We start from the raw sequence: 24,189 nt of genomic DNA, 5'->3' as shown, positions 1-24,189 counted from the left end.
CAACGATCCTATAGCTTATACGGTTGATAGAAGTTGCCGCCCCATATGCGGATCTCCGGGAAGAGTTCCTGGGCCTTGGTTTCGGCGGCCTTTACGGACTTGAACTTAGCTTCGTCCGCGATGGCGTTGAAAAGCTCGTCATTCAGATCGGCGCCATCCGGCAGCTTGCCTTTCAGCTCCACGGCGTTCTTGATCGCCTCCAGCGAACAGGTAGCTGCCCCGACGGCATCCTTTTCATTGAGCTCCAGGCATTTGTCCAGCAATGGCTGAGCCTTGGGACCGAATTCCTTCGCGATCGCATCCATGGCGACGAATGCTACCTGTACCTTCGGCAGGCAATCGTTGATCTGTACGAAGCTACCGCCCTTGGCCTTGCAGAAATCGAATGTTCGCTGGTCGACCTTGACGGCAGACTTTTCCTTGCCGGCAGCGAACACGCTCAATGGAGCTGCGGCCGAAGCCGCACAGATCGCGCTGAGCAGAATAACAGGGAGCCTCATTTCTTTCCGCCTTTCGGCAAACCGGGCAGCCCCGGGAAACCACCGCCGAGGCCTGGCAGCTTGGCGCCACCGAGACCCGGCAATCCACCGCCGCCGCCGAGGCCCGGCAGGCCGCCGGGACGGCCGAGGCCGGCGGCTTCGGCCTGCTTCTGCAGGGCTTCGAGCTGCTTGGGGTCCATGTTCGACAGGTCGGGCATGCCGCCCATGCCGCCGCCGAGGCCCATCTTGCCGGCAAGGCCGCCCATCAGCTGCTTCATCATGCCGCCTTTGCCCTTGCCGCCCATCATCTTCATCATATCAGCCATCTGGCGGTGCATCTTCAGAAGCTTGTTGATGTCGGAGGCGTCGGTGCCGGAGCCGGCGGCGATGCGCTTCTTGCGGGAATGCTTGAGGAGATCCGGATTGGCGCGCTCTGCCTTGGTCATCGAGGAGATGATGGCGAGCTGACGGCCGAAAAGCTTGTCGTTGAGGCCGGCGGCGGCCATCTTGTCCTTCATGCCGGCCATGCCGGGCATCATTCCCATGATGCCGCCCATGCCGCCCATCTTCTGCATCTGGCCGAGCTGGTCGGCGAGGTCGTTCAGATCGAACTTGCCCTTGGCCATCTTGGCGGCCATGGCGGCGGCCTTCTCGGCGTCGATATTCTCGGCTGCCTTTTCGACGAGCGAGACGATGTCGCCCATGCCGAGGATACGGTCGGCGATACGGCGGGGATGGAATTCCTCCAGCTCGCCCATCTTTTCGCCGACACCGATCAGCTTGATCGGCTTGCCGGTCACGGCGCGCATCGAAAGGGCCGCACCGCCGCGGCCGTCGCCATCCATGCGGGTCAGCACGAGGCCGGTAATGCCGACACGTTCGTCGAAGTTGCGGGCGAGATTGACGGCGTCCTGACCGGTCAAGCTGTCGGCGACCAGCAGGATTTCGTGCGGATTGGACTTCTTTTTGATATCCGCCATCTCGACCATGAGCGGCTCGTCGATATGCGTACGGCCGGCGGTGTCGAGGATGACGACGTCATGGCCGCCGAGCTTGGCGGCCTGCACGGCGCGTGCGGCAATATCGGTTGGCGACTGGCCAGCGATAACAGGCAAAGTGTCGATGCCCGTCTGCACGCCGAGCTGGCGCAACTGCTCCTGCGCGGCCGGACGGCGCGTGTCGAGCGAGGCCATCAGGACCTTCTTGCGGTCGCGGCTCGTCAGGCGGTTGGCGATCTTGGCCGATGTGGTGGTCTTACCCGAGCCCTGCAGACCGACCATCATGACGACGACCGGGGCCGGCGCATTGAGATCGATGCCCACACCTTCGCCGCCGAGCATCTCGATCAGCTCGTCATGGACGATCTTGACGACCATCTGGCCGGGCTTGATCGACTTCAGGATTTCGGCGCCGACAGCCTTTTCGCGGACGCGATCGGTAAAGGAGCGCACGACATCCAGTGCCACGTCGGCTTCGAGAAGCGCGCGGCGAACCTCGCGAAGGGCTGCGGAAACATCAGCTTCCGAAAGCGCGCCGCGGCCTGTCAGTCCATTCAGAATGGAACCAAGACGGTCCTGGAGGTTTTCAAACATCGGTTCTTCCTTATCGATCGTCCGGGATTTGGACCTGGCGTGATTTGCGCGGTTCCTCGCCCGAAAACGTCGTGCTTTTCCATGACGAAAACAAGACGCAAAGCCAAAAAGCACCCGAGGGCGCATCGCGCTGTCGGGTGTTGACCTCCGGGATCTCTTTATACCTTATGGGTCCCGGTCGGTGGCTCGGAGGCTTGTGCTCGTCGCAGATTGCGGGCGATAAACAGGAAAAGGCCGGTAAAGTCAACCCAAGGCGGCGGAAATGCCGCAATTGCACTGGCGATATTGCTGGATCAATGTCGTTTTGACCGTACCATCGTCTTCCAATTGTTGTATCGATCCCCCGCCGTCAAGTGATTCCCCGAGACCGTTCCGAATGAATGATGCAGCCCTGACCGATCTTCTTGCTGCCTGTCGTACCTACACCGGCGGCCGGGTCGACACCCGTTTCAACGAGGCGGCGCAAGCCTTCTACGCCAGCGCCAAGACGCAGCCGAAGATCGCAGCGCGAGCGGCGCGTGAGCTCAGCCGCCTGCCGCCGCCGGGGGCGGCCGTTCTCGCCAATATGCTCGGCACCATCGTCGAAAAGGGCGGCGCGGTGGAGCGCAGCGGTCCGGCCGTGTGGGAGCTTTATCTGGCATGGCTGCCGCAGATCCATCGCGGCTTTGCCGGCCGCAAGGAACTGAGCCCGCGGCAAAGGCAGCTACTCGATGCCTTCCAGTTGCTCAGCCAGTCGGCGGTTTCGCATCTCTCCGCTATGCCGCGGGAGCGCGCACTTGCTGCCGGCAACAAGGCGCTGATGGCGCAGCTTGCGGAATTGCAGGATTATACGCCGGGGGCTGCCTGGGTCCGCCAGGTGCTGCTAAGCCGCAGCGACGACCTGCTGGTGCTGCATTTGCCGAGCCGCCAGGGCTTTCGCCTTCGCTATGAGAATATCGTCAACGGCTTTCATCTGTTCACGCTCATCCAGGCAGCCTTCGGCGAGCGGCTTCCCGGCGGTCGCGCGCCCAACCGGTTCATCGTCGACATGGCGCGCTGCGTGACCGTGGCCGAAGAGGGCAATGACGAGCCGTGGTGGCGTTATCAGACGGTGCAGCCGGATGCGCCACGCCTTGTCGAGATTTCCGGCGAGGCATCTGTCGAGACCATTTCCCGTATCGATGGCCGGCAGATCATCCTGCTTTCGCCTGCCGTCGAAGGCGCGGCGCTGTGGGATACAAGCTTTTTCACGCCGCAGCTCTTCGCCATGCCGGCGAATGTCTTGCTTGAAGGGACATTGACGGTGCAAGAGGCCGCGGAATGGTTCGCCAAGGCCGGCTTGCCAGCCGGCGAAGTGACGGATGCTGATGGGGCGGACAAGGCATGACCAGCACATCCGGCTCGGCCAAGAAGAATCCCTATTATCAGGGTCCGGTTTCAGATCACTTCGACGGCCAACGCTTTTTCAATCCCGGCGGCGTCGAGCCGGGCGGCGCCTTCGATCTCCTGCGCTGGCAGCTCGGCGGCGGCCGGGTGCGCTGGCCTAATCCCGTCATCAGCGCCTTTCCTCCAGCGAGACCTGACCGGCATGTCTTCGGCGAGCAGATGCGGGTGACGATGGTTGGCCATGCCTCGATGCTGGTGCAGATTGCCGGGCTGAACATCCTGACCGATCCGGTCTGGTCGGAACGGGTCAGCCCCTTCCGGTCCCTGGGGCCGAAGCGCGTGGTGCCGCCCGGCATCCGCTTCGAGGATCTGCCGCATATTGACCTCGTGCTGGTGACGCATAATCACTACGACCACCTCGACATCGCTACACTTGCGCGCCTACAGCAGACGCATCGGCCTGACATCGTCACGCCGCTTGGCAACGACACGATCATCCGCCGCGCTGTTCCCGACGCCGATATTACCCTGGTCGACTGGGGTGACCGCATCGCGTTCAGGGCCGGCGTGACCATCGATGTCGAGCCCTGCCATCACTGGTCGGCGCGCGGCATGGGCGACCGGCGCATGGCGCTCTGGGCGGCATTCGTACTGACAACGCCAGCGGGCAAGATCTATCATGTCGGCGACACTGGCTTTCACGGCGGCATCAATTATGAAGCGGCCGCTCGCAAGCATGGCGGTTTCCGCCTCGCGATCCTGCCCTTCGGCGCCTACGAGCCTCGCTGGTTCATGAAGGGCCAGCACCAGAATCCGGAAGAGGCGGTGAAGGGCATGAAGCTCTGCAATGCCGCCTACGTCGCCGGGCATCACTTCGCGACCTTCCAGCTGACGGACGAAGGCATCGACGAGCCCGTCCACGCGCTTGATGCGGCGCTGAAGGCAGAGGGCGTGGAGCCGGATCGCTTTCGCCCGCTCAGGGCAGGCGAAGTCTTCGACGTGCCGGTTATCTGAACGCCGTTGCGCAGGTAGAAAACCCCTTCTCCCCGAGGGGAGAGGGGTGTCCGGAAGCCTTGTGCGGGTCGTCGCAGCTTACTGCTTGATGTCAGGCTCGATGAGTTTCGCCAGATTGACCAGGGATTCCTGCCAGCCGAGATAGCAGGCCTCACGCGGAATGACGTCGGGCACGCCGGCCTGGGTGATGTTGACTTCGGTTCCGACGAGAACCTTCTTCAACGTCACGGTCACTTCCATTTCGCCCGGCAGGTTCGGATCGTCGAACTTGTCGGTGTAGCGCACCAGCTCGCCCGGGATCAGCTCGCGGAAATCGCCGCCGAAGGAATGGCTCTCGCCGGTCGTGAAGTTGCGGAACGACATCCTGAACGTGCCGCCAACGCTCGGCTCCAGATGATGCACGGTGCAGGCAAAGCCGTTCGGCGGCAGCCACTTGGCAAGCGCATCCGCTTCGATGAATGCGCGATAGACCTTTTCCGGGCTGGTGGCCAGGACGCGGTGCAGGCGTATGGTATTCGGCATTGTCAAAATCCTTCTGGTTTGACGGAGTGGACGAGCCTAGGACGCGGTAGCTTTCGGCAATCCGACATCGGGAATGATTTTTTCTCAAAATGGATTGCGTCAAGGCTTCTCGGCCAGATTTGTCCCGAGATCATATAAGGTGATTCAATAGCAAGACGAGCCATCCGCCCTCGTGGTTCGAGACGGCCCTGCAGGCCTCCTCACCATGAGGGCTGCCGCCCTTACCGGCGCGCAACTCGCTCCGCCCTCATCCTGAGCCTGTCGAAGGATCAGGGTGGCCCGGATGGCCCGGCCAGTCCAGTCCTTAATAGTTCGTCCTTCACGTTCCACTGGTAATTCCCCCGCAATTCCGCCATATACAGCTCGAAAACACTGACGGACATGGCATCATGAGCAATACGGTCGAATTCGCGAGGATGAACGGGCTTGGCAACAAGATCCTGGTTGTCGACATGCGCGGCCGCAAGGATGTGGTGACGCCTGCTGCAGCGATCGCGCTCAATGCCGATCCGGCGACCCAGTTCGATCAGATCATGGCGATCCACGATCCGAAGATCGAGGGCACCGATGCCTGGATCGATATTCTGAACTGCGATGGCACGAAGGCGCAGGCCTGCGGCAATGGCACGCGCTGTGTCGTGCAGGCGCTGGCGGCGGAAACGGGCAAGAAGGTTTTCACCTTCCAGACCGTTGCGGGCATCCTGAATGCCAGGGAGCATGAGGACGGCACGATTTCCGTCGACATGGGCAAGCCGGTCTTTGCCTGGGACAAGATCCCGCTTGCCGAGGAATTTGCCGATACCAGCCGCATCGAGCTGCAGATCGGGCCGATCGACAATCCGATCCTCCATTCGCCTTCGGTCGCCTCGATGGGCAATCCGCATGCGATCTTCTGGGTGGACAAGGACCCGATGTCCTTCGATCTCGATCGCTTCGGCCCGCTGCTTGAGAACCATCCGATGTTTCCCGAGCGCGCCAATATCACGCTGGCGCAGGTGCTGTCGCCTTCGTCGCTGCGCACCCGCACCTGGGAGCGCGGCGCCGGCCTGACGCTTGCCTGCGGTTCGGCCGCCTGTGCCGCCGCCGTCAGCGCCGCCCGCACCGGCCGCACCGGGCGCAAGGTGACGATCGAGGTTGCCTCCGCGCCTGCGCCTGGCAAGCTCACCATCGAATGGGTTGAAAGCAATGACCATGTCGTCATGACAGGGCCTGCCGAATGGGAATGGTCCGGCATGGTCGATCCGGTGACGGGCAGCTTCTCGCGCGATGAAGAGCAGGGGGCTCAGGCGCTGTGAGCGGGGTCGAGGTCATTACCTTCGGCTGTCGCCTCAATACCTATGAATCCGAAGTGATGAGGGCCGAGGCTGAGAAGGCCGGGCTCAACAACGCTATTCTCGTCAATACCTGCGCCGTGACGGGCGAGGCCGTGCGTCAGGCGCGCCAGGCGATCCGCCGCGCACGCCGCGACAATCCGCATGCGCGTATTATCGTGACGGGTTGCGCCGCGCAGACCGAGAAACAGACCTTTGCCGAGATGGCCGAAGTGGATGCCGTGCTCGGCAACGAGGAGAAGCTGAAGAGCTCCTCGTATCGCGCCTTGCCGGATTTTGGCGTTTCGGCGGAAGAAAAGCTGCGCGTCAACGACATCATGAGCGTGCGGGCGACCGCGCCGCAGATGATCCGCCATATCGATGGCCATGTGCGCGCCTTCATTCAGGTGCAGAACGGCTGCGACCATCGCTGCACCTTCTGTATCATTCCCTATGGCCGCGGCAATTCGCGCTCAGTACCGATGGGCGCTGTCGTCGATCAAGCCCGCAATCTGGTCGAGAGCGGTTATCGCGAAATCGTTCTCACCGGCGTCGACGCGACCAGCTATGGCGCCGACCTGCCGGGCGCGCCGACGCTCGGCCTGCTTGCCAAGACGCTTTTGAAGCAGATCCCGGAGATCCGCCGGCTGCGGCTGTCCTCCATCGACAGCATCGAGGCCGATCGGCATCTGATGGATCTCATCGCCGACGAGCCGCGCTTCATGCCGCATCTGCATCTCTCCCTGCAGCATGGCGACGACATGATCCTCAAGCGCATGAAGCGGCGGCACTCGCGCGCCGATGCTTTTCGCTTTATCGAGGATGTGCGCCGCTTGCGCCCCGAGACCAGCTTCGGCGCCGATATGATTGCCGGCTTTCCGACGGAAACGGAAGAGATGTTTGCCAATGCGGTTGGTCTGGCGGAAGAAGCCGGCATCGCGCATCTGCATGTCTTCCCGTATAGCCCGCGCCCCGGCACGCCTGCGGCCCGCATGCCGCAGCTCGACCGCGGCCTGATCAAGGAACGCGCCGCCCGCCTGCGCGAGGCCGGACAAAGATTGCACCAGGCCCATCTGGACAAGATGGTCGGCACGCGGCAATGGCTGCTTGTGGAGAATGGCGGGCTGGCGCATACGGAAAACTTCACGCTTGTCGCCGCCCCCGGCCTCCGGCCGCGCGACCTTGTGCAGGTCGCAATCACTGGCCACAATGGCAAGCACCTCGACATGCAACTTCTGGCCGCCGACGCGGCCTAATGCTTCAACGGACACTTCATGGCGCTCGGTTTCATCAAAAAAGTCTTCACCTTCGGCCGTGAAAAGCCGGCCGAGGAGCAGGCGCCTGCGGAGGATTTGACGAAGGTTGAAACGTCTGCTGTGGAGCAGGAAGCGCCGCCCGTTGTAGATATTTCGCCGGCTTCCGAGTTTGTTGAGCCTGCGTTACCCCCCTCTGTCCCTGCGGGACATCTCCCCCACAAGGGGGGAGATCGTTTGGAGGATGCCGCGCCGGTTGAGCAAGAGAAGCAGGCTGAAAGCGGGGCGGATGCTTTCGCTGCAAAAGAGATTGAGGCCGCTGAGGCTCCCGGTTCCCTCGAATCCGGGTCGCAGCAGCATGAAGACCTTCAGGCGATTGAACCGGAGCAACCTGCAGATACCGAAGCCAATCTAGTTTCGGAAGAGCACCCCATCGCACCAATCTCCCCCCTTGTGGGGGAGATGTCCGACAGGACAGAGGGGGGTGAAGAAGCTTCAGCAAATTCGAAATCTTCGTCGGAAAGCGCGGAAACCTCAACGACCTCCGAACCTACTTCTGAGGCCACCGAGCCCCCAGCCGCAACCCCCATTCTCCCCAAAGGCTTCTCCACCGCTGCCTCGGCCCCTGCGCCTGTTCCGGAGGCCCCAAAGCAGAAACTCTCCTGGTTCCAGCGCCTGCGCGCCGGGCTTGCGCGCACCTCGTCGCAGCTGACCGGCCAGATCGCGGCGCTCTTTACCAAGCGCAAGCTCGACGACCAGACGCTGCAGGATCTGGAGGATTTGCTGATCCAGGCCGATCTCGGCGTCGAAACCGCGATGCGCGTCACGGATACGCTGGCTTCCGAGCGCTACGGCAAGGATGTGACCAGCGAGGACGTCGGCCGTATCATGGCGCAGGAAATCGCCAAGGTGCTGAAGCCTGTGGCAAAGCCTCTGCAGCTCGATCTCAGCCACAAGCCGCATGTCATCCTCGTCGTCGGCGTGAATGGCACCGGCAAGACGACAACGATCGGCAAGCTGGCGGCCAAGCTTTCCGGCGCAGGTTTGAAAGTCATGGTTGCCGCCGGCGATACGTTCCGCGCCGCCGCCATCGAGCAATTGAAGATCTGGGCCGATCGCACCAAGTCGGAATTCATCGGGACGAAGCTCGGCGCAGATGCCGCAGGCCTCGCCTTCGATGCTTTCCAGCAGGCCAAGGCCAACAAGAGTGACGTGTTGATCATCGATACGGCCGGCCGCCTGCAGAACAAGGCGGAGCTGATGGCCGAGCTCGAAAAGATCGTGCGCGTGCTCGGCAAGCTCGATCCGGATGCGCCGCATACGGTGTTGCAGACGCTCGATGCCACTACGGGCCAGAATGCGCTGAACCAGGTGGAAATCTTCCGCAATGTCGCCGGCGTCAACGGGCTGATCATGACCAAGCTTGACGGCACGGCGCGAGGTGGCATCCTTGTGGCCATCTCGGCCAAGCACAAGCTGCCGGTCTATTTCATCGGCGTCGGCGAGGGTGTAGACGATCTTGAGCCGTTCGAGGCCGAGGATTTCGCCAATGCCATCGCGGGCACGGGGGCTGGAAACGGCCAATGAACGACAACAACAAGTTCGATGACAGGGAAAATGCTGCAATGACGACCAGTGACCGCGATCTCACTCCGAGCGCCGCCGACAAGCATCACCCCATGCTCAAGCTGGTGCTGGAACTCGGGCCTTTGCTGGTATTCTTCTTCGGCAATCTGCGCGGCGAATGGCTGGTGCAGCATTTTCCGCAGCTCGCAACGCTCGGCGGCCCGCTTTTCGTCGCCACCGGCCTGTTCATGGCCGCAACGGTGATCTCGCTTGTCGTCTCGAAGGTCATGCTCGGCCATCTGCCGCTGATGCCCTTCGTCTCCGGCATCGTGGTCGTCGTCTTCGGCGCGCTCGGCATCTACCTGCAGAACGAAACCTTCATCAAGATGAAGCCGACCATCGTCAACGCGCTCTTTGGCGTCGTGCTGCTCGGCGGCCTTGCCTTCGGCAAGTCGTTGCTCGGCTATGTCTTCAACGCCGCGTTCCAGCTCGATGCAGAAGGCTGGCGCAAGCTGACGCTGCGCTGGGGCATCTTCTTCTTCGTTCTCGCCGTGCTGAATGAAGTTGTCTGGCGCGGCTCGAACTGGCTTTATCTCCCTGATGTCCATGCTGCCGACAATCTCTGGGTCAACTTCAAGGTCTGGGGAACGATGCCGATCACCATTATTTTCACCCTGTCGCAGATGCCGCTGATCATGAAGCACACGGTCGAACCGCCGGTAGGCGGCGATAAATGAACGCGAGCCTCGACGGCCAAGATCGCCACCGGCAGCAGAGCTTCTGGTTCATCGCCTGCGCCGTCGTTCTGCTCGTACAGATCGTCGCGGAACACATGATGGGCCGCGTGTGGATCTGCACATGCGGCTACGTGAAGCTCTTCGAGCCGGTTGTGAAATCGAGTGGCAATTCGCAGCATATCGCCGACTGGTACACGCCCTCGCACATCATCCACGGTTTCCTCTTCTTCGGGCTCACGCATCTGATCATGCGCCGTAAGCCGCTGTCGATGCGGCTCTTCGTTGCGATGCTGATCGAATCCGGCTGGGAGTTGCTGGAAAATTCCCCGATCATCATCAACCGCTATCGCGCGGCGACGATCTCGCTCGATTATGTCGGCGATAGTATCCTCAACTCGGCGATGGATGCGGTGTTCATGGTGGTTGGCTTCCTCTTCGCCTGGCGCGCGCCGGTGCTGGTGACGGTTGCCATCGCCATCTTCTTCGAGCTGCTCACCGGCTGGCTGATCCGCGACAATCTCACGCTCAACGTGTTGATGCTGGTCTGGCCGGTCGATGCAATCAAGACCTGGCAGGGCGGGATTTAAGAGAGTTTTGAAGCTGGCCCTGTGGCCACCTCGTGGTTCGAGGCTCCATTGCCTGCGCTATGCTTCGGCAATCGGGCACCTCACCATGAGGTGGAGTGGCTTTTGCGGCGATTGAACGGTAGCTCAGCGTCAGACGAAGCAGGGCAGATCAGCCCTCATGGTGAGGTGCGGAGGCTCGTGAGCCTGTCGAAGGGGCCGGAGCCTCGAACCACGAGGGCGGGTGGTTGCTCTTCGATGAAGCGAGGAACCTAGGACGCAGGCTTCCCCTGCGCCTTCGCTATCGCCGGATAGAGCCCTTCCTTGAGGCTGGTCGGCGTGAAGGGGCCGACCTGCTTGTAGAGGATCGTGCCGTCGGGCGAGACGAGATAGGATTCAGGAATGCCGTAGACACCCCAGTCGATGGCGGCCGAGCCGTTGGGGTCGATGCCGATGGCGTTATAGGGATTGCCGAGTTCGCCGAGGAAGCGCAGCGCGTTCTCGCTCGTGTCCTTGTAATTGATCGCCACGATATTGAGCTGGCCGCCCTTGGCGAGTTCCTTCAGCACCGGGTGCTCGTCGCGGCAGGGGATGCACCAGGAGGCGAAGACGTTGACCAGCGTCAGTTTGCCCTTGATGGCATCATCGGTCAGCGCTGGCAGGTTGGAGCCTGCAAGCGGCGGCAGCGCGAGTTTGGGCGCCTTGGTGCCGATCAACGCCGAAGGAATGGCTGCGATATCGGTCCCGTGGACTTCCTGGTCGTACATGACCTTGCCGACAGCAAAGGCTATGCAGGCAAAGACGATGAGCGGGATCAGCGCCAGCAGATAGCGCGCGGTGCCGCCTGATTTCGGCTGATCCTTGTTGTCGGTATCGGCAGTCATTTCGTCTCGCCCTCGGGCGCGCGCTGCGAGCGGCGGCGAATGCCGGAGGCTTCGAGGGCCGCGAGTTCGCGGCGGCGCAGGCGTCCGTCGATCCATGTCCAGGCGATGATGGCGAGGATCATGAAGGCGGCAAAGCCATAGGAGCCGAAGACGTAGAAGGGATGCGACATGCTATTCCTCCCGGCTTGCCATGCGCGCGGCGATGCGTCGCTGGGCGGCGATGCGGCGGCGCCAGATTTCGTTGCGGATCGCCATCAGGTGCAGCGTGAAGAACAACAGCGTGAAGGCCAGCGCCATGGTGAAGAGCGGCCAGAGGAATTCCGCGTCGATGGCCGGGCCATCCATGCGCATGATGCTTTCCGACTGATGTAGCGTGTTCCACCAGTCCACGGAGAACTTGATGATCGGGATATTGATGAAGCCGACCAGCGTCAGGATCGAGGCGACGCGGGCGGCCTTGGATGGATCATCCATGGCGCGGTTGAGCGCGATCAGGCCGAGATACATCAGGAAGAGGATGAAGACCGAGGTCAGGCGCGCATCCCAGACCCAATAGGTGCCCCACATCGGCTTGCCCCAGAGTGAGCCGGTGACGAGCGCGATCAGCGTGAAGGCGGCGCCGAGCGGGGCCGCCGTCTTGCCGGCGACATCGGCGAGCGGATGGCGCCAGACGAGCGTGCCGATCGCCGACATGCTCATGATCGTGTAGCACATCATCGACAGCCAGGCCGAGGGCACGTGAATATACATGATGCGGACGGTATCGCCCTGCTGGTAGTCGCCCTCCGTCGTAAAGGAGAGATAGAGGCCGATTGCGAAAAGCGCGGCCGAGATGACCGCCAGCCATGGAATGAGACGCGCCGAAAAGGCCAGAAACCGCGTGGGGTTGGCGAGGTCGGAAAAACGGCTGATCGCAGGGCTGATATCGCTCATGCGGCTTGTTTAACCCGATATGGCTTTTCCGGCAATCGACCGCATTGTCTCAGACTGGCGAAACAGTATCTCATCAAGATCAATCTGTCGTGTTGCGCAGCGCAAGGGCGGCGGCGGCCGGGCCGAGAGCGGCGAAGAATAAAGTGAGCGCGATCAGGATCAGGAACGGCGGCAGGAAGGGTTGCGGCCCTTCGACCGCGGCATAGGTAGCGCTGACGCCGAAGATCAGCACGGGGATGGTCAGTGGCAGCACGAGGATGGAGACCAGCAGCCCGCCGCGCGGGAGCGCCACGGCGACGGCGGCACCGACCGCGCCGATGAAGGTAATCGCCGGCGAGCCGACGAGCAGGGTGAGCGCCGTCGCGCCGATCGCCGTCTCGTTCATATTCATGAAGAGGCCGAGCAGCGGCGAGGCGATGACGAGCGGCAGGCCGGTTGCCACCCAATGCGCGGTGCATTTGATGAAGACCGTCAGCACCAGCGGTGTTTCCTGCATGATGAGCAGATCGAGCGAGCCGTCGTCGCGTTCGGCCTGGAACAGCCGGTCGAGGCCGAGCAGGCTTGCGAGCAGCGCGCCGATCCAGACGATAGCCGGACCGATACGCGAGAGGAGCTTCAGATCAGGCCCGACACCGAAGGGAATGACGGCGACGACGGTGAGGAAAAAGAGAATGCCGATCAACGCCCCGCCGCCGGCGCGCACCGAAAGCCTGAGGTCGCGGAGGAAGAGGGCGGTCATGGGCAGACTCTTTCATGCTGAGAGATACCCGGGATACCCCCCTCTGTCGCTCTCGCGACATCTCCCCCACAAGGGGGGGGATTGGTAACTTGTGGCGTACACACGCCCTCATCCAACATCGAATCCGCAGAGACAGAGCTCGTTGGTTTTATAAGCAGGTGCAGCGAACTCCCAACAATCTCCCCCCTTGTGGGGGAGATGTCCCGAAGGGACAGAGGGGGGTATCGAAGGTGCGGCATAGGTAAAAGCATCGAACTCATCCCCACACCCCCTCGCTCACCCCGGCAAACCCCGTCATCCGCATCTCCTGCACATTCTCCAAACCCAGCGGCTGGTGCGTTGCAGCAAGAATAATGCCGCCATTCTTCTGATGCGCGGTAATGAGATCAGCGAAGAGCCGGTCGGCGGAGCTGTCGAGCGCCGCCGTCGGTTCGTCGAGGATCCAGATCGGGCGATGGGCGACCAGAAGCTTGGCGAAAGCGATTCGCCGCTGCTGGCCGGCGGAGAGGTAGCCGAAGGGCAGATGCGTGATGCCGGCAAGGCCGACCGCGTCGATGGCTTCATCGACATCAAGGCCACGGCCGCCTGCCATGTCGCCAAAAAAGGTTTTCCAGAAGGTCAGATTTTCGGCGACCGTCAGCTCGGATTTCATCGCGTTGCGGTGGCCGAGATAGTGGCTGGCCTCGCCTGCCGGCCGTCCCGATTCTCCGTCATTTCCGGTGAATGTGACAGCACCTTTCTCCTGCCTGAGAAGGCCCGCCACAACGCGCAGAAGTGTCGATTTTCCCGACCCGTTGCGCCCCGTTAGAACGAGTGCGTCGCCATCTGCCAAGTTGAAGGAAACATTCAAGAAAATCAGGTCTTCGCCCCGCCTTGCCGCCAGATTTTCAGCGCTTAGATGCATTCGCTCAGGCTTCCCCTATTGTCTTTGCCGCAGTGCGCAAAAAATTGTCCAAATTTGCATCTTGTCACTCTGGCAAGTCTTTACGAAATTATCTATAAGACCTGCAACCACGCCAGCGGTCGGCGTGAATTTCATCCTTGCGCCGAACTTAAGGTATTTTGCCTTACGTGCGGACAGCGGAAATGGCCGTACCCGCATCCTGATGTGCATAAAGTGCATAGGCGTTCGCACGACTGTGTTGGCTATCAGAAACGGGGTATCTCGTGTCTAAATCTCTTGACAGTTTCAATTGTCGTTCCACGCTGACCGTGGGCGGGAAAGACTATGTGTATTTCAGCCTGCCCAAGGCTGAAGCCAATGGTCTGCCCGGCGTTTCCAAGCTGCCTTATTCCATGAAGGTGCTTCTGGAAAACCTGCTGCGTTTTGAAGACGGGCAGTCGGTCACGAAGGAACATATCCTTGCCGTCGCCGAATGGCTGACCAACAAGGGCACCGTCGAGAACGAAATCGCTTACCGCCCGGCACGCGTGCTGATGCAGGACTTCACCGGCGTTCCCGCCGTTGTCGACCTTGCTGCCATGCGCGACGCGATGGTTTCGCTCGGCGGCGATCCGGAAAAGATCAACCCGCTCGTTCCCGTCGATCTCGTCATCGACCACTCCGTCATCGTCGACGAATTCGGCACGCCGCAGGCCTTCGCCCGCAACGTCGAGCTGGAATACCAGCGCAACGGCGAGCGCTACCGCTTCCTGAAGTGGGGCCAGCAGGCATTCAAGAACTTCCGCGTCGTTCCTCCCGGCACCGGCATCTGTCATCAGGTCAATCTCGAATATCTCGGCCAGACCGTCTGGACGAAGGAAGAAGACGGCGAAACGATCGCTTATCCCGACACCTGCGTCGGCACCGATTCGCACACGACCATGATCAACGGTCTCGGCGTTCTGGGCTGGGGTGTCGGCGGTATCGAAGCTGAGGCTGCCATGCTCGGCCAGCCGGTCTCCATGCTGCTGCCTGAAGTCATCGGCTTCAAGCTCACCGGCAAGCTCAAGGAAGGCGTCACCGCGACCGACCTCGTGCTGACTGTCGTGCAGATGCTGCGCAAGAAGGGCGTCGTTTCCAAGTTCGTCGAATTCTTCGGCCCCGGCCTCGACAACATGCCGCTCGCCGACCGTGCCACCATCGGCAACATGGGTCCGGAATACGGCGCGACCTGCGGCTTCTTCCCGGTCGACAAGGAAACGCTGAACTACCTCAACATGTCCGGCCGCGCCAAGGATCGCATCGCGCTCGTCGAAGCCTATTCCAAGGCTCAGGGGATGTGGCGCGACAATGACGGTTCCGACCTCGTCTTCACCGACACGCTGGAACTCGACCTCGGCGACGTCGTGCCGTCGATGGCTGGTCCGAAGCGTCCGGAAGGCCGTATCGCGCTGGAAAACATCGCTTCCGGTTTCGCCACTTCGCTGGAAACCGAATACAAGAAGCCCGGCCAGCTTTCCAACCGCTACGCGGTTGAAGGCACGGATTTCGATATCGGCCATGGCGACGTCGCCATTGCCGCCATCACCTCGTGCACCAACACCTCCAACCCGTCGGTGCTGATCGCTGCCGGCCTTCTTGCCCGCAACGCCGTTGCCAAGGGCCTGAAGACCAAGCCGTGGGTCAAGACCTCGCTGGCACCGGGAAGCCAAGTCGTCGGCGAATACCTCGCCAAGTCCGGTCTGCAGGCTGATCTCGACAAGCTCGGCTTCAATCTCGTCGGCTTCGGCTGCACCACCTGCATCGGCAACTCCGGCCCGCTGCCGGCGCCGATTTCGAAGACGATCAACGACAAGGGTCTGATCGTATCGGGCGTTCTCTCCGGTAACCGCAACTTCGAAGGCCGTATTTCGCCTGACGTCCAGGCAAACTACCTGGCTTCGCCGCCGCTCGTCGTCGCCTACGCGCTCGCCGGCACGGTGCAGCTCGACCTGACGAAGGAGCCGATCGGCGAAGACCAGAATGGCAAGCCGGTCTATCTCAAGGACATCTGGCCGACCTCGCATGAGGTTCAGGAATTCATCCAGAAATACGTCACCCGCGAGCTCTACGAGAGCAAGTATGCCGACGTCTTCAAGGGCGATGCCAACTGGCAGGCGGTTCAGGTTCCGCCGGGCCAGACCTATGCCTGGGACGACAACTCGACCTACGTTCAGAATCCGCCTTACTTCGTGGGCATGGGCAAGAAGGGTGCCGGCGTTTCCGACATCAAGGGCGCTCGCGTTCTCGGCCTCTTCGGCGACAAGATCACCACCGACCACATTTCTCCGGCCGGTTCGATCAAGGCTGCCTCGCCGGCCGGTGCCTACCTCATCGGTCATGGCGTCGGCGTTGCCGACTTCAACCAGTACGGCACGCGCCGCGGCAATCATGAAGTCATGATGCGCGGCACCTTCGCCAACATCCGCATCCGCAACCATATGCTCGGCCCGAACGGCAAGGAAGGTGGCTACACCATCCACTATCCGTCCAAGGAGGAGACTTCGATCTACGATGCGGCCATGCAGTACAAGGCCGAAGGCGTTCCGCTCGTCATCTTCGCCGGTGTCGAATATGGCAACGGCTCGTCGCGCGACTGGGCTGCCAAGGGCACGAACCTGCTCGGCGTACGCGCCGTGATCGCCCAGTCCTTCGAGCGTATCCACCGTTCGAACCTGGTTGGCATGGGCGTCATTCCCTTCGTCTTCGAGGACGGCACGACTTGGGCCAGCTTGGAGCTGAAGGGCGACGAACTCGTCACGATCGAAGGCCTGGCAGACATCAAGCCGCGCGAGCGCAAGATCGCCAAGGTTACCTATGGTGACGGCACGGTTCGCGATATCCCGATCATCTGCCGTATCGATACGCTGGATGAGGTCGTCTACGTCAACAATGGCGGCATCCTGCAGACCGTTCTGCGCGATCTCGCTGCCTGATAGGCATTCAATGCCATTCCTGTGGGCCGCCGGAAAACTCTTCCGGCGGCCTCCTGTTTTTCACGGTGATGTGTACGGCGAGCCCTCGGGCTCACCACGGCCTCACCCCATCGTGACTTTGCGTCATCGCGCGAAACTATTATCTCTTGTTTCAGATTTTTCGGGCTTGATATGGCCTGATCGCCCCAAGAAGCGCGAGTGTTTCGGAGCCCGTGTAGGCAGACGGTGCTTATGATTGGATGCAGAGGTAAGATAGAAATGCGCCTTCGATTTTTGGTTCCACTTCTGGCAGGCATTGCGCTCGCAAGTTCGCTGCATGCGCAGGAAGCCCCGAAGATCAAAGGCGTTGTCGAGCTTTTCACCGCACAGGGATGCGCCTCCTGCCCTCCGGCCGATGCGGCTTTCCGCAAGCTGATTCGCCAGGGCAATGTCGTGGCGCTTGCCTATCACGTCGATTATTGGAACTACCTTGGCTGGAACGACACCATGGCGTCCAAGGACAACACGGCTCGCCAATATGCCTATGCCCGTACGATGGGACGCAGCGGGGTCTATACGCCGCAGGCTGTTGTCAACGGCCGGGACCATATGAACGGCGCCGATCTCAATGCCATCAACGTCAAGCTCGATGACTTCCAGCGCCAGGGTGAAGGGCTGACCGTTCCGGTCAATGCCGCGATGAAGGGCGATGAGCTCGAGATCAAGATCGGGGCCGGGCAGGGCAGGGCCAATGTGGTTGCCGTCTATTTCGACAAGGAGCAGATGGTGGCGCCGAAGGGCGGCGAGAACAACGGCCAGCAGATCGCCTATATGCACGCGGTGTCGGATGTCGAAACGGTTGGCATGTGGGACGGCAAGGCGATGAGCCTCGTATTGCCCTCCACCGTGCTCGACAAGGCCGGACGGCGGGGTCTTGCAATTCTCCTGCAGTCGTCGACGCCTGCGGGCGATCCCGCCGCCATTCTCGGCGCAACCGTTCTGACTGTCGGCTCGGACGGCTGAACGGCCTTTCAAGCTTTGCCGGCGCATTCCAGTTTCGGTCTAGGCCGAAAGGGTCCCTGTTTTGGCCTGTGCCAAAAAGGGGAGGTGCCCGGCGAGGACGCATTCGGGGCTGGGGTTTAATCGATGCGCCCCGGCCGGGCCGTTTGACGCGGCGGCGTCAAACGGCTCCCTATACTTCCTGTAAATTGGGCGTCGTTTTGGCTGAAATGCGGCACTGACGAGGTGCTTTCCATCTTGGGAAAGAAATTGTGAGCCCCTAGCCGTCTTGCAATTTGATGCGGCTGAGGCAAACTGTCATTCTCCTGTCATGAGATAACCCCTGGGGGATTGATGACTGATCAGCCGGATTTGCGACACGGCGAAAGCCGCTCCACCGATACCAGTTCCTCCGTTGTCGTCGATCTCAGGGAATACAGACAGAGCAAGGACCCGCTGCCGGTGACCTTCCATCGCCGGGAGCTGGATGCGATTCTCTGGATTTACGGCCGCATGGTCGGTGAGGGCGAGTGGCGTGACTATGCCATCGACCATTTGAAGGACAAGGCGGTCTTTTCCGTCTTCAAGCGCTCCGGCGAGATGCCGCTCTTCCGCATCGAAAAGAACCCCAAACTGGCCGCCAAGCAGGGCGCTTTTTCGGTCGTCAATACCAATGGCATGATCCTGAAGCGGGGACACGAGCTGAGCCAGGTGCTGAAGGTTTTCGACAAGCAGCTGAAGCTGGTGGAGAAGTAGCTTTCCGTCATCGGGCGGAAAATGCGGGATCTATTCCCCAAACAATGTACCAGGATAAACCGAGGGATCGGGATCGGTGCCAGTTCCCTCGCCGAGTGTCTTCTGCATCAGCATTGTATCCAGCCAGCGGCCGTGCTTGTAGCCCGTACCTTTCAGCAGACCGGTTTCGGTAAATCCCGCGGCACGATGCACGGCGATGGAGGCCGGATGGGCGCCGCCGATGACGGCGATCATTTGGCGGAAGCCAAGCGTCTGGCAGCTTTCGACCAGGGCGTCCAGCAACAGCCTGCCGACGCCGCGTCCACGCGCCTCCGGTGCCAGGTAGATCGAATCCTCCACGATCCAGCGATAGGCCGGCCGGGTGCGAAATGCGGAGGCATAGGCATAGCCTAGGAAGGTGCCGGTTTCGTCTTCGGCGGCGAGATAGGGATAGCCCTTGTCACGGATTGCTTCGAACCGAGCCGCCATTTCCTCCCGGGTTGGCGGCGTGATCTCATAGCTTGCCGTGCCGTTCAAAACGGAGTCGCGATAGATTGCCGTGATGTGGGAAAGATCGTCTTTGGTGGCGCTGCGAAGGCTGACGGACATCTGCTTGTGATTGCCTGATCTGTGATTGTGACGGCGGTCATCAAATCGCAGCGCTGATGACCAGGCAAATAAAAAAGGCGGCCGAAGCCGCCTTTCCGTTCATTGTTCAAGCCGTTCGATTAGTTTCTGTTGCCCATGAAGCGCAGCAGGAACAGGAACAGGTTGATGAAGTCCAGGTAGAGCGACAGGGCGCCCATAATGGCCTTGCGGCCAGCCACGGTCGCATCGTCGGCACCATAGTACATTTCCTTGATCCGCTGCGTATCGTAGGCGGTGAGGCCTGCGAAGATGAGCACGCCGATCACGGAGATGGCGAACTGCATGGCGGACGAAGCCAGGAAGATGTTGACCAGCGACGCGATGATCAGGCCGAACAGACCCATCATCAGGAACGAGCCCATCGCGGAGAGATCACGCTTGGTCGTGTAGCCGTAGAGCGACAGCGCGCCGAACGAGGCGGCGGTCACGAAGAAGGTCTGCACGACGCTCTGGCCGGTGTAGATGATGAAGATCGACGACAGCGACAGGCCCACCAGCGCGGCGTAGACCCAGAAGGTCGTCGTCGCGGCGGCCACGCTCATGCGGTTGATCCTGAAGCTCAGGAAGAAGACCATCGCCAGCGGGGCGAAAATGACAACCCACTTCAGCGGGCTGAGATAGATCGCCTGGCCGAAAGCCGTGATCTGTCCGTTTGCGAAAGCCAGAGAGAAAGCGAGATAAGCGGCTACACCCGTGATCGCCAGACCCAGCGCCATCAGGTTATAGACCTTGAGCATGTAGGCTCGAAGGCCCTCGTCTATCATCGCACCGGATTGCGCACCGCTCTGCGCCCGGTTTTGGTAATTGCGAAAGTCAGCCATGTTTTCCTCTTTCAAGCTCCGATTTGGGTACGGTGTCGGGCCTTTCAGGTCCAGGCGCCGCTGCGGAGCTCCAGCATGCCTGCACAGAATATGAGGCTTTCCGGCCTTGTAGACAAGGGTCAAGCGGTCTGACCCATGTTAAATCGATGTAACATCGGGCCATCCGGACGGCGCAGCAATCGTCTCGGAGCGGATCAGAGCTCGCGCAGGACGGGTGCCGCCTTCTGGCCGAGGATGCGCCAGGTGCCGATCAAGCCGATCCCGACGGTCAAAACCAGGGCGATGATCAGTGTGGAGAAGGCGACGTCGGGCAGGAAGGCCGAAGGCAGGTGCATGATACGGCTGACGATATACCATGCGGATGCCGAGCCGGCGATCAGTGCGAAGACGGCGGTCGCTGCACCGAGGATCAGATATTCATAGCTGAAAGCACGGATCAGCGTCGCCCGCGTCGCGCCGAGCGTCTTGAGGATCACGGCGTCGTGTGTGCGGGCGCGGTTGCCGGCGGCGAGCGCGCCGGCCAGAACCAGCACCGAGGCGATCAGCGCCACCGATGCGGCGGAGCGGATAGCCGTCGCCAGCTGTCCCACCAGCGTATTGACGACATCGAGCGCGTCCTTGACGCGGACGCTTGTGATGGTCGGATAGGTATTGGTGACTTTCCGCAGGATCGCGGCCTCCTGTTCCGAGGTGGCGGATGTGTCCGTCAGGGTCGCCAGCCAGGCATGCGGCGCGCCCCTGAAGGTATTGGGCGAGAAGATCATCACGAAATTGATCGACAGCGACTGCCATTGCACCTTGCGGAAGCTGGCGATCTTGGCGGTGACGTTGCGGCCGAGCACGTTGACCGAGACTTTGTCGCCGAGCTTCAGGCCGAGCGCCTTGCCTTCCTCTTCGGAGAAGGAGACCAGCGGCTCGCCGCTATAATCCTTGTCCCACCATTTACCTTCCGTGACCGAGGCGTTTTCCGGCACCGTATCGGCATAGGTGATGCCGCGATCGCCGCGCAGCACCCATTGGCCGGCGGCCGGCACTTTCATCTTGGTGACATCCTCGCCGTTGAAGGCGACGATCCGGCCGCGCAGCATCGGTGCCTCGATGAGTTTGCCCTTGGGATCGATATCGAGGACGATCTTGCGGAAGCCTTCCAGCTCCGGTCCCTGGATATCGACGAAGAAGAAATTCGGTGCCTGTTCGCTCATGCGCCCCATCAGCTCGCGACGCATATTGCCGTCGATCAAGGTCAGCGTCACGAGCAGTGCCAGGCCGAGCCCGAGCGACAGCACGACGGACGAGGTGAGCGCGCCCGGTCGATGGATGTTGCCGATCGCCAAGCGAAGGGCCGGCGAGCGCACCCGCGGACTGCGGCGGGCAAGCCATGAAAGCGCGGCGGCAACGACGCGCAGCACGACGAAAGCGCCTGCGATCGAGACGACGAAGACGATGGCGATGAAACGGTCATAGGCTGTTACGATCGCCAGGGCCGCAAGGGCCGCCATCAGTAGGCCGGCGGCCAGCAGATAGGGCCAGCCGGGCAGCCGGCGGGCTTCGAAGCCCTGTTCGCGGAACAGCGCCGTCGCCGGCACCTCGCGGGCATGGCCGAGCGGCGGGATTGCGAAGGCCAGCGTCGTCAGCAGGCCAAAGAGGGCAGCCAGCGTCAGCGCGCCGGGATAGAGCCGCGGCGCGGTCGAAATCGGCAGGAATTCCGCCATGAACCGCGACGCGATCATCGGCGCGATGGCGCCGAGAACGAGACCGACCGCTATGCCGGCCAATGCAATGACGGCAATCTGGATGAGATAGATCAGCACGACGACGAAGGCGGGCGCGCCCAGGCACTTGAAGGTGGCGATGGTCGTGCGCTTCGAATCGAGGAAGGCGCGGACCGCGTTGGCGACGCCGACGCCGCCGACGATGAGCGCCGCCAGGCCGACGAGCGTCAGGAACTGCGAGAAGCGGGTGACATTGTCTGCAAGCTGTGGAGCGGCACGGTCGCTGCTGCGGATCGACCAGCCCGCCTGCGGGAAGGCGGCATTGGCACGGTCGCCGAGATTGCGAAGGCCGGTTGCGGGATCGGCCATGCGGATCTTGTAGGACTGCTCGACGAGGCTGCCCGTCGTGATCAGGCCGGAGGCGATCAGGGCGTCGCGGCTGGTGAGCAGGCGGGGCGCGAAGCCAAAACCTTCGGAGACAGCGTCGGGCTCGGTCGTGATCGTTCCCGTGATGCGCAGCCTGGCGTTGCCCAGCAGCAGATCGCCGCCAACCTTGAGATTCAGGCGTTCGAGCAGCAGTGGAGCCACGACAGCGCCATAGGTGCCGTCCTTGGCGGCCAGCAGCGTTGGGAGCGGCTGATTGGGGTCGGCCTCGAAGGTGCCGTAGAGGGGATAGGCGTCGTCGACGGCCTTGACCTCGACCAGCGCCTGGTCCGAGCCGTCGGGCAGGCGTGCCATGGAGCGCAGGCCGGTGGAGCGGGAGACCTTCCCCAAGCTTTGGAGATAGGCAAACTCTTCCGGCGTCGCCTCGCGATTGCGCAGCTCGAAACGGGCGTCGCCTGATAGCAGCGATTGCCCCTGCGTCGAGATCGCGTCGGTGATCGAGCGGGAAACGGAATTGACGGCGGCGATCGCGCCGGTGCCGAGCGCGATGCAAGCGAGGAAGATGTAGAAGCCGCCAAGGCCGCCGCGCAGTTCGCGCATGGCAAGGCGGAAAGCGAGCGGCAGGCGCGATCCCGCCGCGCTCATGCAATCGCCGCCTGGCTGGCGCGCGTGCGGGTGCTGTCGTTCTCGATTTCGCCGGAGCGGACGCGGATCTGGCGCGAGCAGCGTGCGGCAAGGGCGGGATCGTGAGTGACGAGCAGCATGGTCGTGCCGCGTTCCGCCTGCTGGGCAAAGAGCAGGTCGGCGATCTGCCGGCCGGTGTCAGTGTCGAGATTGCCGGTGGGTTCGTCGGCGATCAGCACTGCAGGAGAGGGCGCCAGCGCACGAGCGATCGCCACGCGCTGCTGTTCGCCACCGGAAAGCTGGCCTGGATAATGGCTAAGCCGCTCGCCCAAGCCCACCGCTTCCAGCTCGCGCCGGGCGATGTCGAAGGCGTCGCGGACATTGGCAAGTTCCAGCGGCACGGCGACGTTTTCCAGCGCCGTCATATTGGCGATCAAATGGAAGGACTGGAAGACGATGCCGATATTGCGGCCGCGGAAATCGGCGATACGGTCTTCGCTGAGGCTATGCAGCGGCGTGTCGCGGATCAGAAGTTCGCCGCTGTCGAGCTTTTCGAGGCCGGCTAGCACCATCAGCAAGGTGGACTTGCCGGAGCCGGACGGGCCGACGATGCCGACGGCCTCACCTTCCATGATCGTGAGGTCGATGCCCTTCAACACGTGGACAGAAGCGGCGGCGTTGCCAAGCGTCAAATCCGCCTTCTTCAGCTCGATGATGGTTTTTGCCAATGCGAACGCCCTATATACCAGAGAACATCAGAGGTCATGGCGGGCGCAATCCGGCCCGAGCAGCGAATTTAGGGAATGGATCATGGGTTTTAAAGTTGCCGCACTTCAATTCGCTGTCATCACTTTCGGTCTTTTGTTTGGCATGGTCGGCGCTGCAAACGCCAGGACCATCCAGCTGGTCGGCCTCGGCGACAGTCTGATGGCCGGCTACCAGTTGCCACCAGGCGACGGATTTCCGGCCAAGCTTGAGGCGGCGCTGAAGGCGAAGGGGCTGGATGTGGCGGTTGCCGATGCCGGCGTTTCCGGCGACACGACCTCTGGTGGGCTTTCCCGGATCGACTGGTCCGTGCCTGACGGCACGGATGGCGTGATCCTGGAACTCGGCGCCAACGATGCGTTGCGTGGCATTCCGCCGGAGCAGACGGAAAAGAATCTCGAGACGATGATCGAGCGGTTGAAGGACAGAAAGATCCCGATCCTCCTCGCCGGCATGCTGGCGCCTCCAAATATGGGAGCCGACTATGCCGATAAATTCAATCCGATCTACAAGCGTCTGGCCGATAAATACCAGCTTGCGCTCTATCCGTTCTTCCTCGACGGCGTCGCCGCGCATGCCGATCTGCAACTCTCGGATGGCATGCATCCCAATCCGAAAGGGGTCGATGTCATGGTCGAGCGTATGTTGGCTGATGTTATGAGTTTTGTAGGGATGATTGACGCAGGTGCGAAATAGATGCTTGCACC

At 61.7% G+C, this 24,189-nt stretch carries 23 protein-coding genes; 11 read left to right on the top strand and 12 right to left on the bottom strand.

Features of this window, described 5'->3' with window-relative positions; translation table 11 throughout:
* Positions 1–8: 8 nt before the first annotated feature.
* Together BJ928_RS22640 and ffh are read right to left on the bottom strand one after the other, a co-directional pair.
* Positions 9–500 (bottom strand): hypothetical protein, encoded by a 492-nt coding sequence (locus BJ928_RS22640; protein WP_047630590.1) that lies wholly within the window; start codon positions 498–500, stop codon positions 9–11.
* The gene (ffh, locus tag BJ928_RS22635) at positions 497–2,071 is read right to left on the bottom strand and encodes a signal recognition particle protein (RefSeq protein WP_047630591.1); all 1,575 of its coding nucleotides are present in this window, start codon (positions 2,069–2,071) and stop codon (positions 497–499) included. Before ffh ends, BJ928_RS22640 begins: the two co-directional genes overlap by 4 nt.
* Positions 2,072–2,447: 376 nt before the next feature.
* Here ffh and BJ928_RS22630 point away from each other — a divergent pair, with 376 nt between their 5' ends.
* Both BJ928_RS22630 and BJ928_RS22625 read left to right on the top strand, forming a co-directional pair.
* The gene (locus BJ928_RS22630; RefSeq protein WP_047630592.1) at positions 2,448–3,437 is read left to right on the top strand and encodes a hypothetical protein; all 990 of its coding nucleotides are present in this window, start codon (positions 2,448–2,450) and stop codon (positions 3,435–3,437) included.
* Entirely contained in the window at positions 3,434–4,450 is a 1,017-nt protein-coding gene (locus BJ928_RS22625; RefSeq protein ID WP_047630593.1) for an MBL fold metallo-hydrolase, read from the top strand. Before BJ928_RS22630 ends, BJ928_RS22625 begins: the two co-directional genes overlap by 4 nt.
* A gap of 78 nt (positions 4,451–4,528) precedes the next feature.
* Here the strand turns inward: BJ928_RS22625 and BJ928_RS22620 are convergent, their stop codons facing one another.
* The gene (locus BJ928_RS22620; protein WP_047630594.1) at positions 4,529–4,972 is read right to left on the bottom strand and encodes an SRPBCC family protein; all 444 of its coding nucleotides are present in this window, start codon (positions 4,970–4,972) and stop codon (positions 4,529–4,531) included.
* Positions 4,973–5,361: 389 nt separating this feature from the next.
* Between BJ928_RS22620 and dapF the strand changes: the two genes are divergently transcribed.
* The 5 genes from dapF to BJ928_RS22595 are packed head-to-tail and all read left to right on the top strand — an operon-like array spanning position 5,362 to position 10,425.
* A complete protein-coding gene (dapF, locus tag BJ928_RS22615) occupies positions 5,362–6,267 on the top strand; it encodes a diaminopimelate epimerase (protein WP_047630595.1) in 906 nt (301 codons plus the stop codon).
* The gene (gene mtaB / locus BJ928_RS22610) at positions 6,264–7,538 is read left to right on the top strand and encodes a tRNA (N(6)-L-threonylcarbamoyladenosine(37)-C(2))-methylthiotransferase MtaB (RefSeq protein WP_047630596.1); all 1,275 of its coding nucleotides are present in this window, start codon (positions 6,264–6,266) and stop codon (positions 7,536–7,538) included. Before dapF ends, mtaB begins: the two co-directional genes overlap by 4 nt.
* Positions 7,539–7,556: 18 nt before the next feature.
* Entirely contained in the window at positions 7,557–9,122 is a 1,566-nt protein-coding gene (gene ftsY / locus BJ928_RS22605) for a signal recognition particle-docking protein FtsY (protein WP_047630597.1), read from the top strand.
* Positions 9,119–9,838: a septation protein A gene (locus BJ928_RS22600; RefSeq protein WP_047630598.1), complete on the top strand. Its 720-nt coding sequence runs from the start codon at positions 9,119–9,121 to the stop codon at positions 9,836–9,838. The genes ftsY and BJ928_RS22600 overlap by 4 nt, the downstream gene beginning before the upstream one ends.
* Entirely contained in the window at positions 9,835–10,425 is a 591-nt protein-coding gene (locus BJ928_RS22595) for a DUF2585 domain-containing protein (protein ID WP_047630599.1), read from the top strand. Before BJ928_RS22600 ends, BJ928_RS22595 begins: the two co-directional genes overlap by 4 nt.
* A gap of 248 nt (positions 10,426–10,673) precedes the next feature.
* Here BJ928_RS22595 and BJ928_RS22590 read toward each other — a convergent pair whose 3' ends face one another.
* The 5 genes from BJ928_RS22590 to ccmA form a co-directional block, all read right to left on the bottom strand.
* Positions 10,674–11,285, bottom strand: a complete 612-nt coding sequence (locus tag BJ928_RS22590) for a DsbE family thiol:disulfide interchange protein (protein ID WP_047630600.1) — start codon at positions 11,283–11,285, stop codon at positions 10,674–10,676.
* Positions 11,282–11,455, bottom strand: a complete 174-nt coding sequence (ccmD, locus tag BJ928_RS22585) for a heme exporter protein CcmD (RefSeq protein ID WP_047630601.1) — start codon at positions 11,453–11,455, stop codon at positions 11,282–11,284. The genes BJ928_RS22590 and ccmD overlap by 4 nt, the downstream gene beginning before the upstream one ends.
* A gap of 1 nt (position 11,456) precedes the next feature.
* Positions 11,457–12,218, bottom strand: coding sequence for a heme ABC transporter permease (locus tag BJ928_RS22580; protein WP_047630602.1), 762 nt, complete (start codon positions 12,216–12,218; stop codon positions 11,457–11,459).
* Positions 12,219–12,297: 79 nt separating this feature from the next.
* A complete protein-coding gene (gene ccmB / locus BJ928_RS22575) occupies positions 12,298–12,957 on the bottom strand; it encodes a heme exporter protein CcmB (protein ID WP_047630603.1) in 660 nt (219 codons plus the stop codon).
* A 256-nt stretch (positions 12,958–13,213) separates the two neighbouring features.
* Positions 13,214–13,861 carry a heme ABC exporter ATP-binding protein CcmA gene (gene ccmA, locus BJ928_RS22570; protein WP_047630604.1) on the bottom strand — a complete coding sequence of 216 codons (648 nt, stop codon included), beginning with the start codon at positions 13,859–13,861 and terminating at the stop codon, positions 13,214–13,216.
* A gap of 263 nt (positions 13,862–14,124) precedes the next feature.
* Here ccmA and acnA point away from each other — a divergent pair, with 263 nt between their 5' ends.
* From acnA to BJ928_RS22555, 3 genes are all read left to right on the top strand, one after another.
* A complete protein-coding gene (acnA, locus tag BJ928_RS22565; RefSeq protein WP_047630605.1) occupies positions 14,125–16,815 on the top strand; it encodes an aconitate hydratase AcnA in 2,691 nt (896 codons plus the stop codon).
* 258 nt (positions 16,816–17,073) lie between these two features.
* Positions 17,074–17,817, top strand: coding sequence for a thioredoxin family protein (locus tag BJ928_RS22560; RefSeq protein ID WP_047630606.1), 744 nt, complete (start codon positions 17,074–17,076; stop codon positions 17,815–17,817).
* Positions 17,818–18,147: 330 nt separating this feature from the next.
* The gene (locus BJ928_RS22555; protein WP_047630607.1) at positions 18,148–18,549 is read left to right on the top strand and encodes a DUF2794 domain-containing protein; all 402 of its coding nucleotides are present in this window, start codon (positions 18,148–18,150) and stop codon (positions 18,547–18,549) included.
* 30 nt (positions 18,550–18,579) lie between these two features.
* On the opposite strand, the gene BJ928_RS22550 is transcribed toward BJ928_RS22555, so the two are convergent.
* From BJ928_RS22550 to BJ928_RS22535, 4 genes are all read right to left on the bottom strand, one after another.
* Positions 18,580–19,137, bottom strand: coding sequence for a GNAT family N-acetyltransferase (locus BJ928_RS22550; protein WP_047630608.1), 558 nt, complete (start codon positions 19,135–19,137; stop codon positions 18,580–18,582).
* 119 nt (positions 19,138–19,256) lie between these two features.
* Positions 19,257–19,997: a Bax inhibitor-1/YccA family protein gene (locus BJ928_RS22545; RefSeq protein ID WP_047630609.1), complete on the bottom strand. Its 741-nt coding sequence runs from the start codon at positions 19,995–19,997 to the stop codon at positions 19,257–19,259.
* A 194-nt stretch (positions 19,998–20,191) separates the two neighbouring features.
* Entirely contained in the window at positions 20,192–22,738 is a 2,547-nt protein-coding gene (locus BJ928_RS22540; RefSeq protein WP_047630610.1) for an ABC transporter permease, read from the bottom strand.
* A complete protein-coding gene (locus BJ928_RS22535) occupies positions 22,735–23,445 on the bottom strand; it encodes an ABC transporter ATP-binding protein (protein WP_047630611.1) in 711 nt (236 codons plus the stop codon). The genes BJ928_RS22540 and BJ928_RS22535 overlap by 4 nt, the downstream gene beginning before the upstream one ends.
* Positions 23,446–23,527: 82 nt before the next feature.
* Here BJ928_RS22535 and BJ928_RS22530 point away from each other — a divergent pair, with 82 nt between their 5' ends.
* Entirely contained in the window at positions 23,528–24,178 is a 651-nt protein-coding gene (locus BJ928_RS22530) for an arylesterase (RefSeq protein ID WP_047630612.1), read from the top strand.
* Positions 24,179–24,189: the final 11 nt, after the last annotated feature.

Origin of the sequence: Rhizobium sp. WW_1 (genome assembly GCF_003610155.1) — a bacterium.
GTDB classification, from domain to species: Bacteria; Pseudomonadota; Alphaproteobacteria; order Rhizobiales; family Rhizobiaceae; genus Rhizobium; species Rhizobium tropici_A.
Note: the sequence above shows the minus strand (reverse complement) of the source record. Positions and strands in the feature narration are given on the sequence as shown.

Coding starts and splice junctions, on each gene's coding strand:
- BJ928_RS22640 (WP_047630590.1), bottom strand. CDS start 500: ATGAGGCTCCCTGTTATTCTGCTCAGCGCGATCTGTGCGGCTTCGGCC.
- ffh (WP_047630591.1), bottom strand. CDS start 2,071: ATGTTTGAAAACCTCCAGGACCGTCTTGGTTCCATTCTGAATGGACTG.
- BJ928_RS22630 (WP_047630592.1), top strand. CDS start 2,448: ATGAATGATGCAGCCCTGACCGATCTTCTTGCTGCCTGTCGTACCTAC.
- BJ928_RS22625 (WP_047630593.1), top strand. CDS start 3,434: ATGACCAGCACATCCGGCTCGGCCAAGAAGAATCCCTATTATCAGGGT.
- BJ928_RS22620 (WP_047630594.1), bottom strand. CDS start 4,972: ATGCCGAATACCATACGCCTGCACCGCGTCCTGGCCACCAGCCCGGAA.
- dapF (WP_047630595.1), top strand. CDS start 5,362: ATGAGCAATACGGTCGAATTCGCGAGGATGAACGGGCTTGGCAACAAG.
- ftsY (WP_047630597.1), top strand. CDS start 7,557: ATGGCGCTCGGTTTCATCAAAAAAGTCTTCACCTTCGGCCGTGAAAAG.
- BJ928_RS22600 (WP_047630598.1), top strand. CDS start 9,119: ATGAACGACAACAACAAGTTCGATGACAGGGAAAATGCTGCAATGACG.
- BJ928_RS22595 (WP_047630599.1), top strand. CDS start 9,835: ATGAACGCGAGCCTCGACGGCCAAGATCGCCACCGGCAGCAGAGCTTC.
- BJ928_RS22590 (WP_047630600.1), bottom strand. CDS start 11,285: ATGACTGCCGATACCGACAACAAGGATCAGCCGAAATCAGGCGGCACC.
- ccmD (WP_047630601.1), bottom strand. CDS start 11,455: ATGTCGCATCCCTTCTACGTCTTCGGCTCCTATGGCTTTGCCGCCTTC.
- BJ928_RS22580 (WP_047630602.1), bottom strand. CDS start 12,218: ATGAGCGATATCAGCCCTGCGATCAGCCGTTTTTCCGACCTCGCCAAC.
- ccmB (WP_047630603.1), bottom strand. CDS start 12,957: ATGACCGCCCTCTTCCTCCGCGACCTCAGGCTTTCGGTGCGCGCCGGC.
- ccmA (WP_047630604.1), bottom strand. CDS start 13,861: ATGCATCTAAGCGCTGAAAATCTGGCGGCAAGGCGGGGCGAAGACCTG.
- BJ928_RS22560 (WP_047630606.1), top strand. CDS start 17,074: ATGCGCCTTCGATTTTTGGTTCCACTTCTGGCAGGCATTGCGCTCGCA.
- BJ928_RS22555 (WP_047630607.1), top strand. CDS start 18,148: ATGACTGATCAGCCGGATTTGCGACACGGCGAAAGCCGCTCCACCGAT.
- BJ928_RS22550 (WP_047630608.1), bottom strand. CDS start 19,137: ATGTCCGTCAGCCTTCGCAGCGCCACCAAAGACGATCTTTCCCACATC.
- BJ928_RS22545 (WP_047630609.1), bottom strand. CDS start 19,997: ATGGCTGACTTTCGCAATTACCAAAACCGGGCGCAGAGCGGTGCGCAA.
- BJ928_RS22540 (WP_047630610.1), bottom strand. CDS start 22,738: ATGAGCGCGGCGGGATCGCGCCTGCCGCTCGCTTTCCGCCTTGCCATG.
- BJ928_RS22530 (WP_047630612.1), top strand. CDS start 23,528: ATGGGTTTTAAAGTTGCCGCACTTCAATTCGCTGTCATCACTTTCGGT.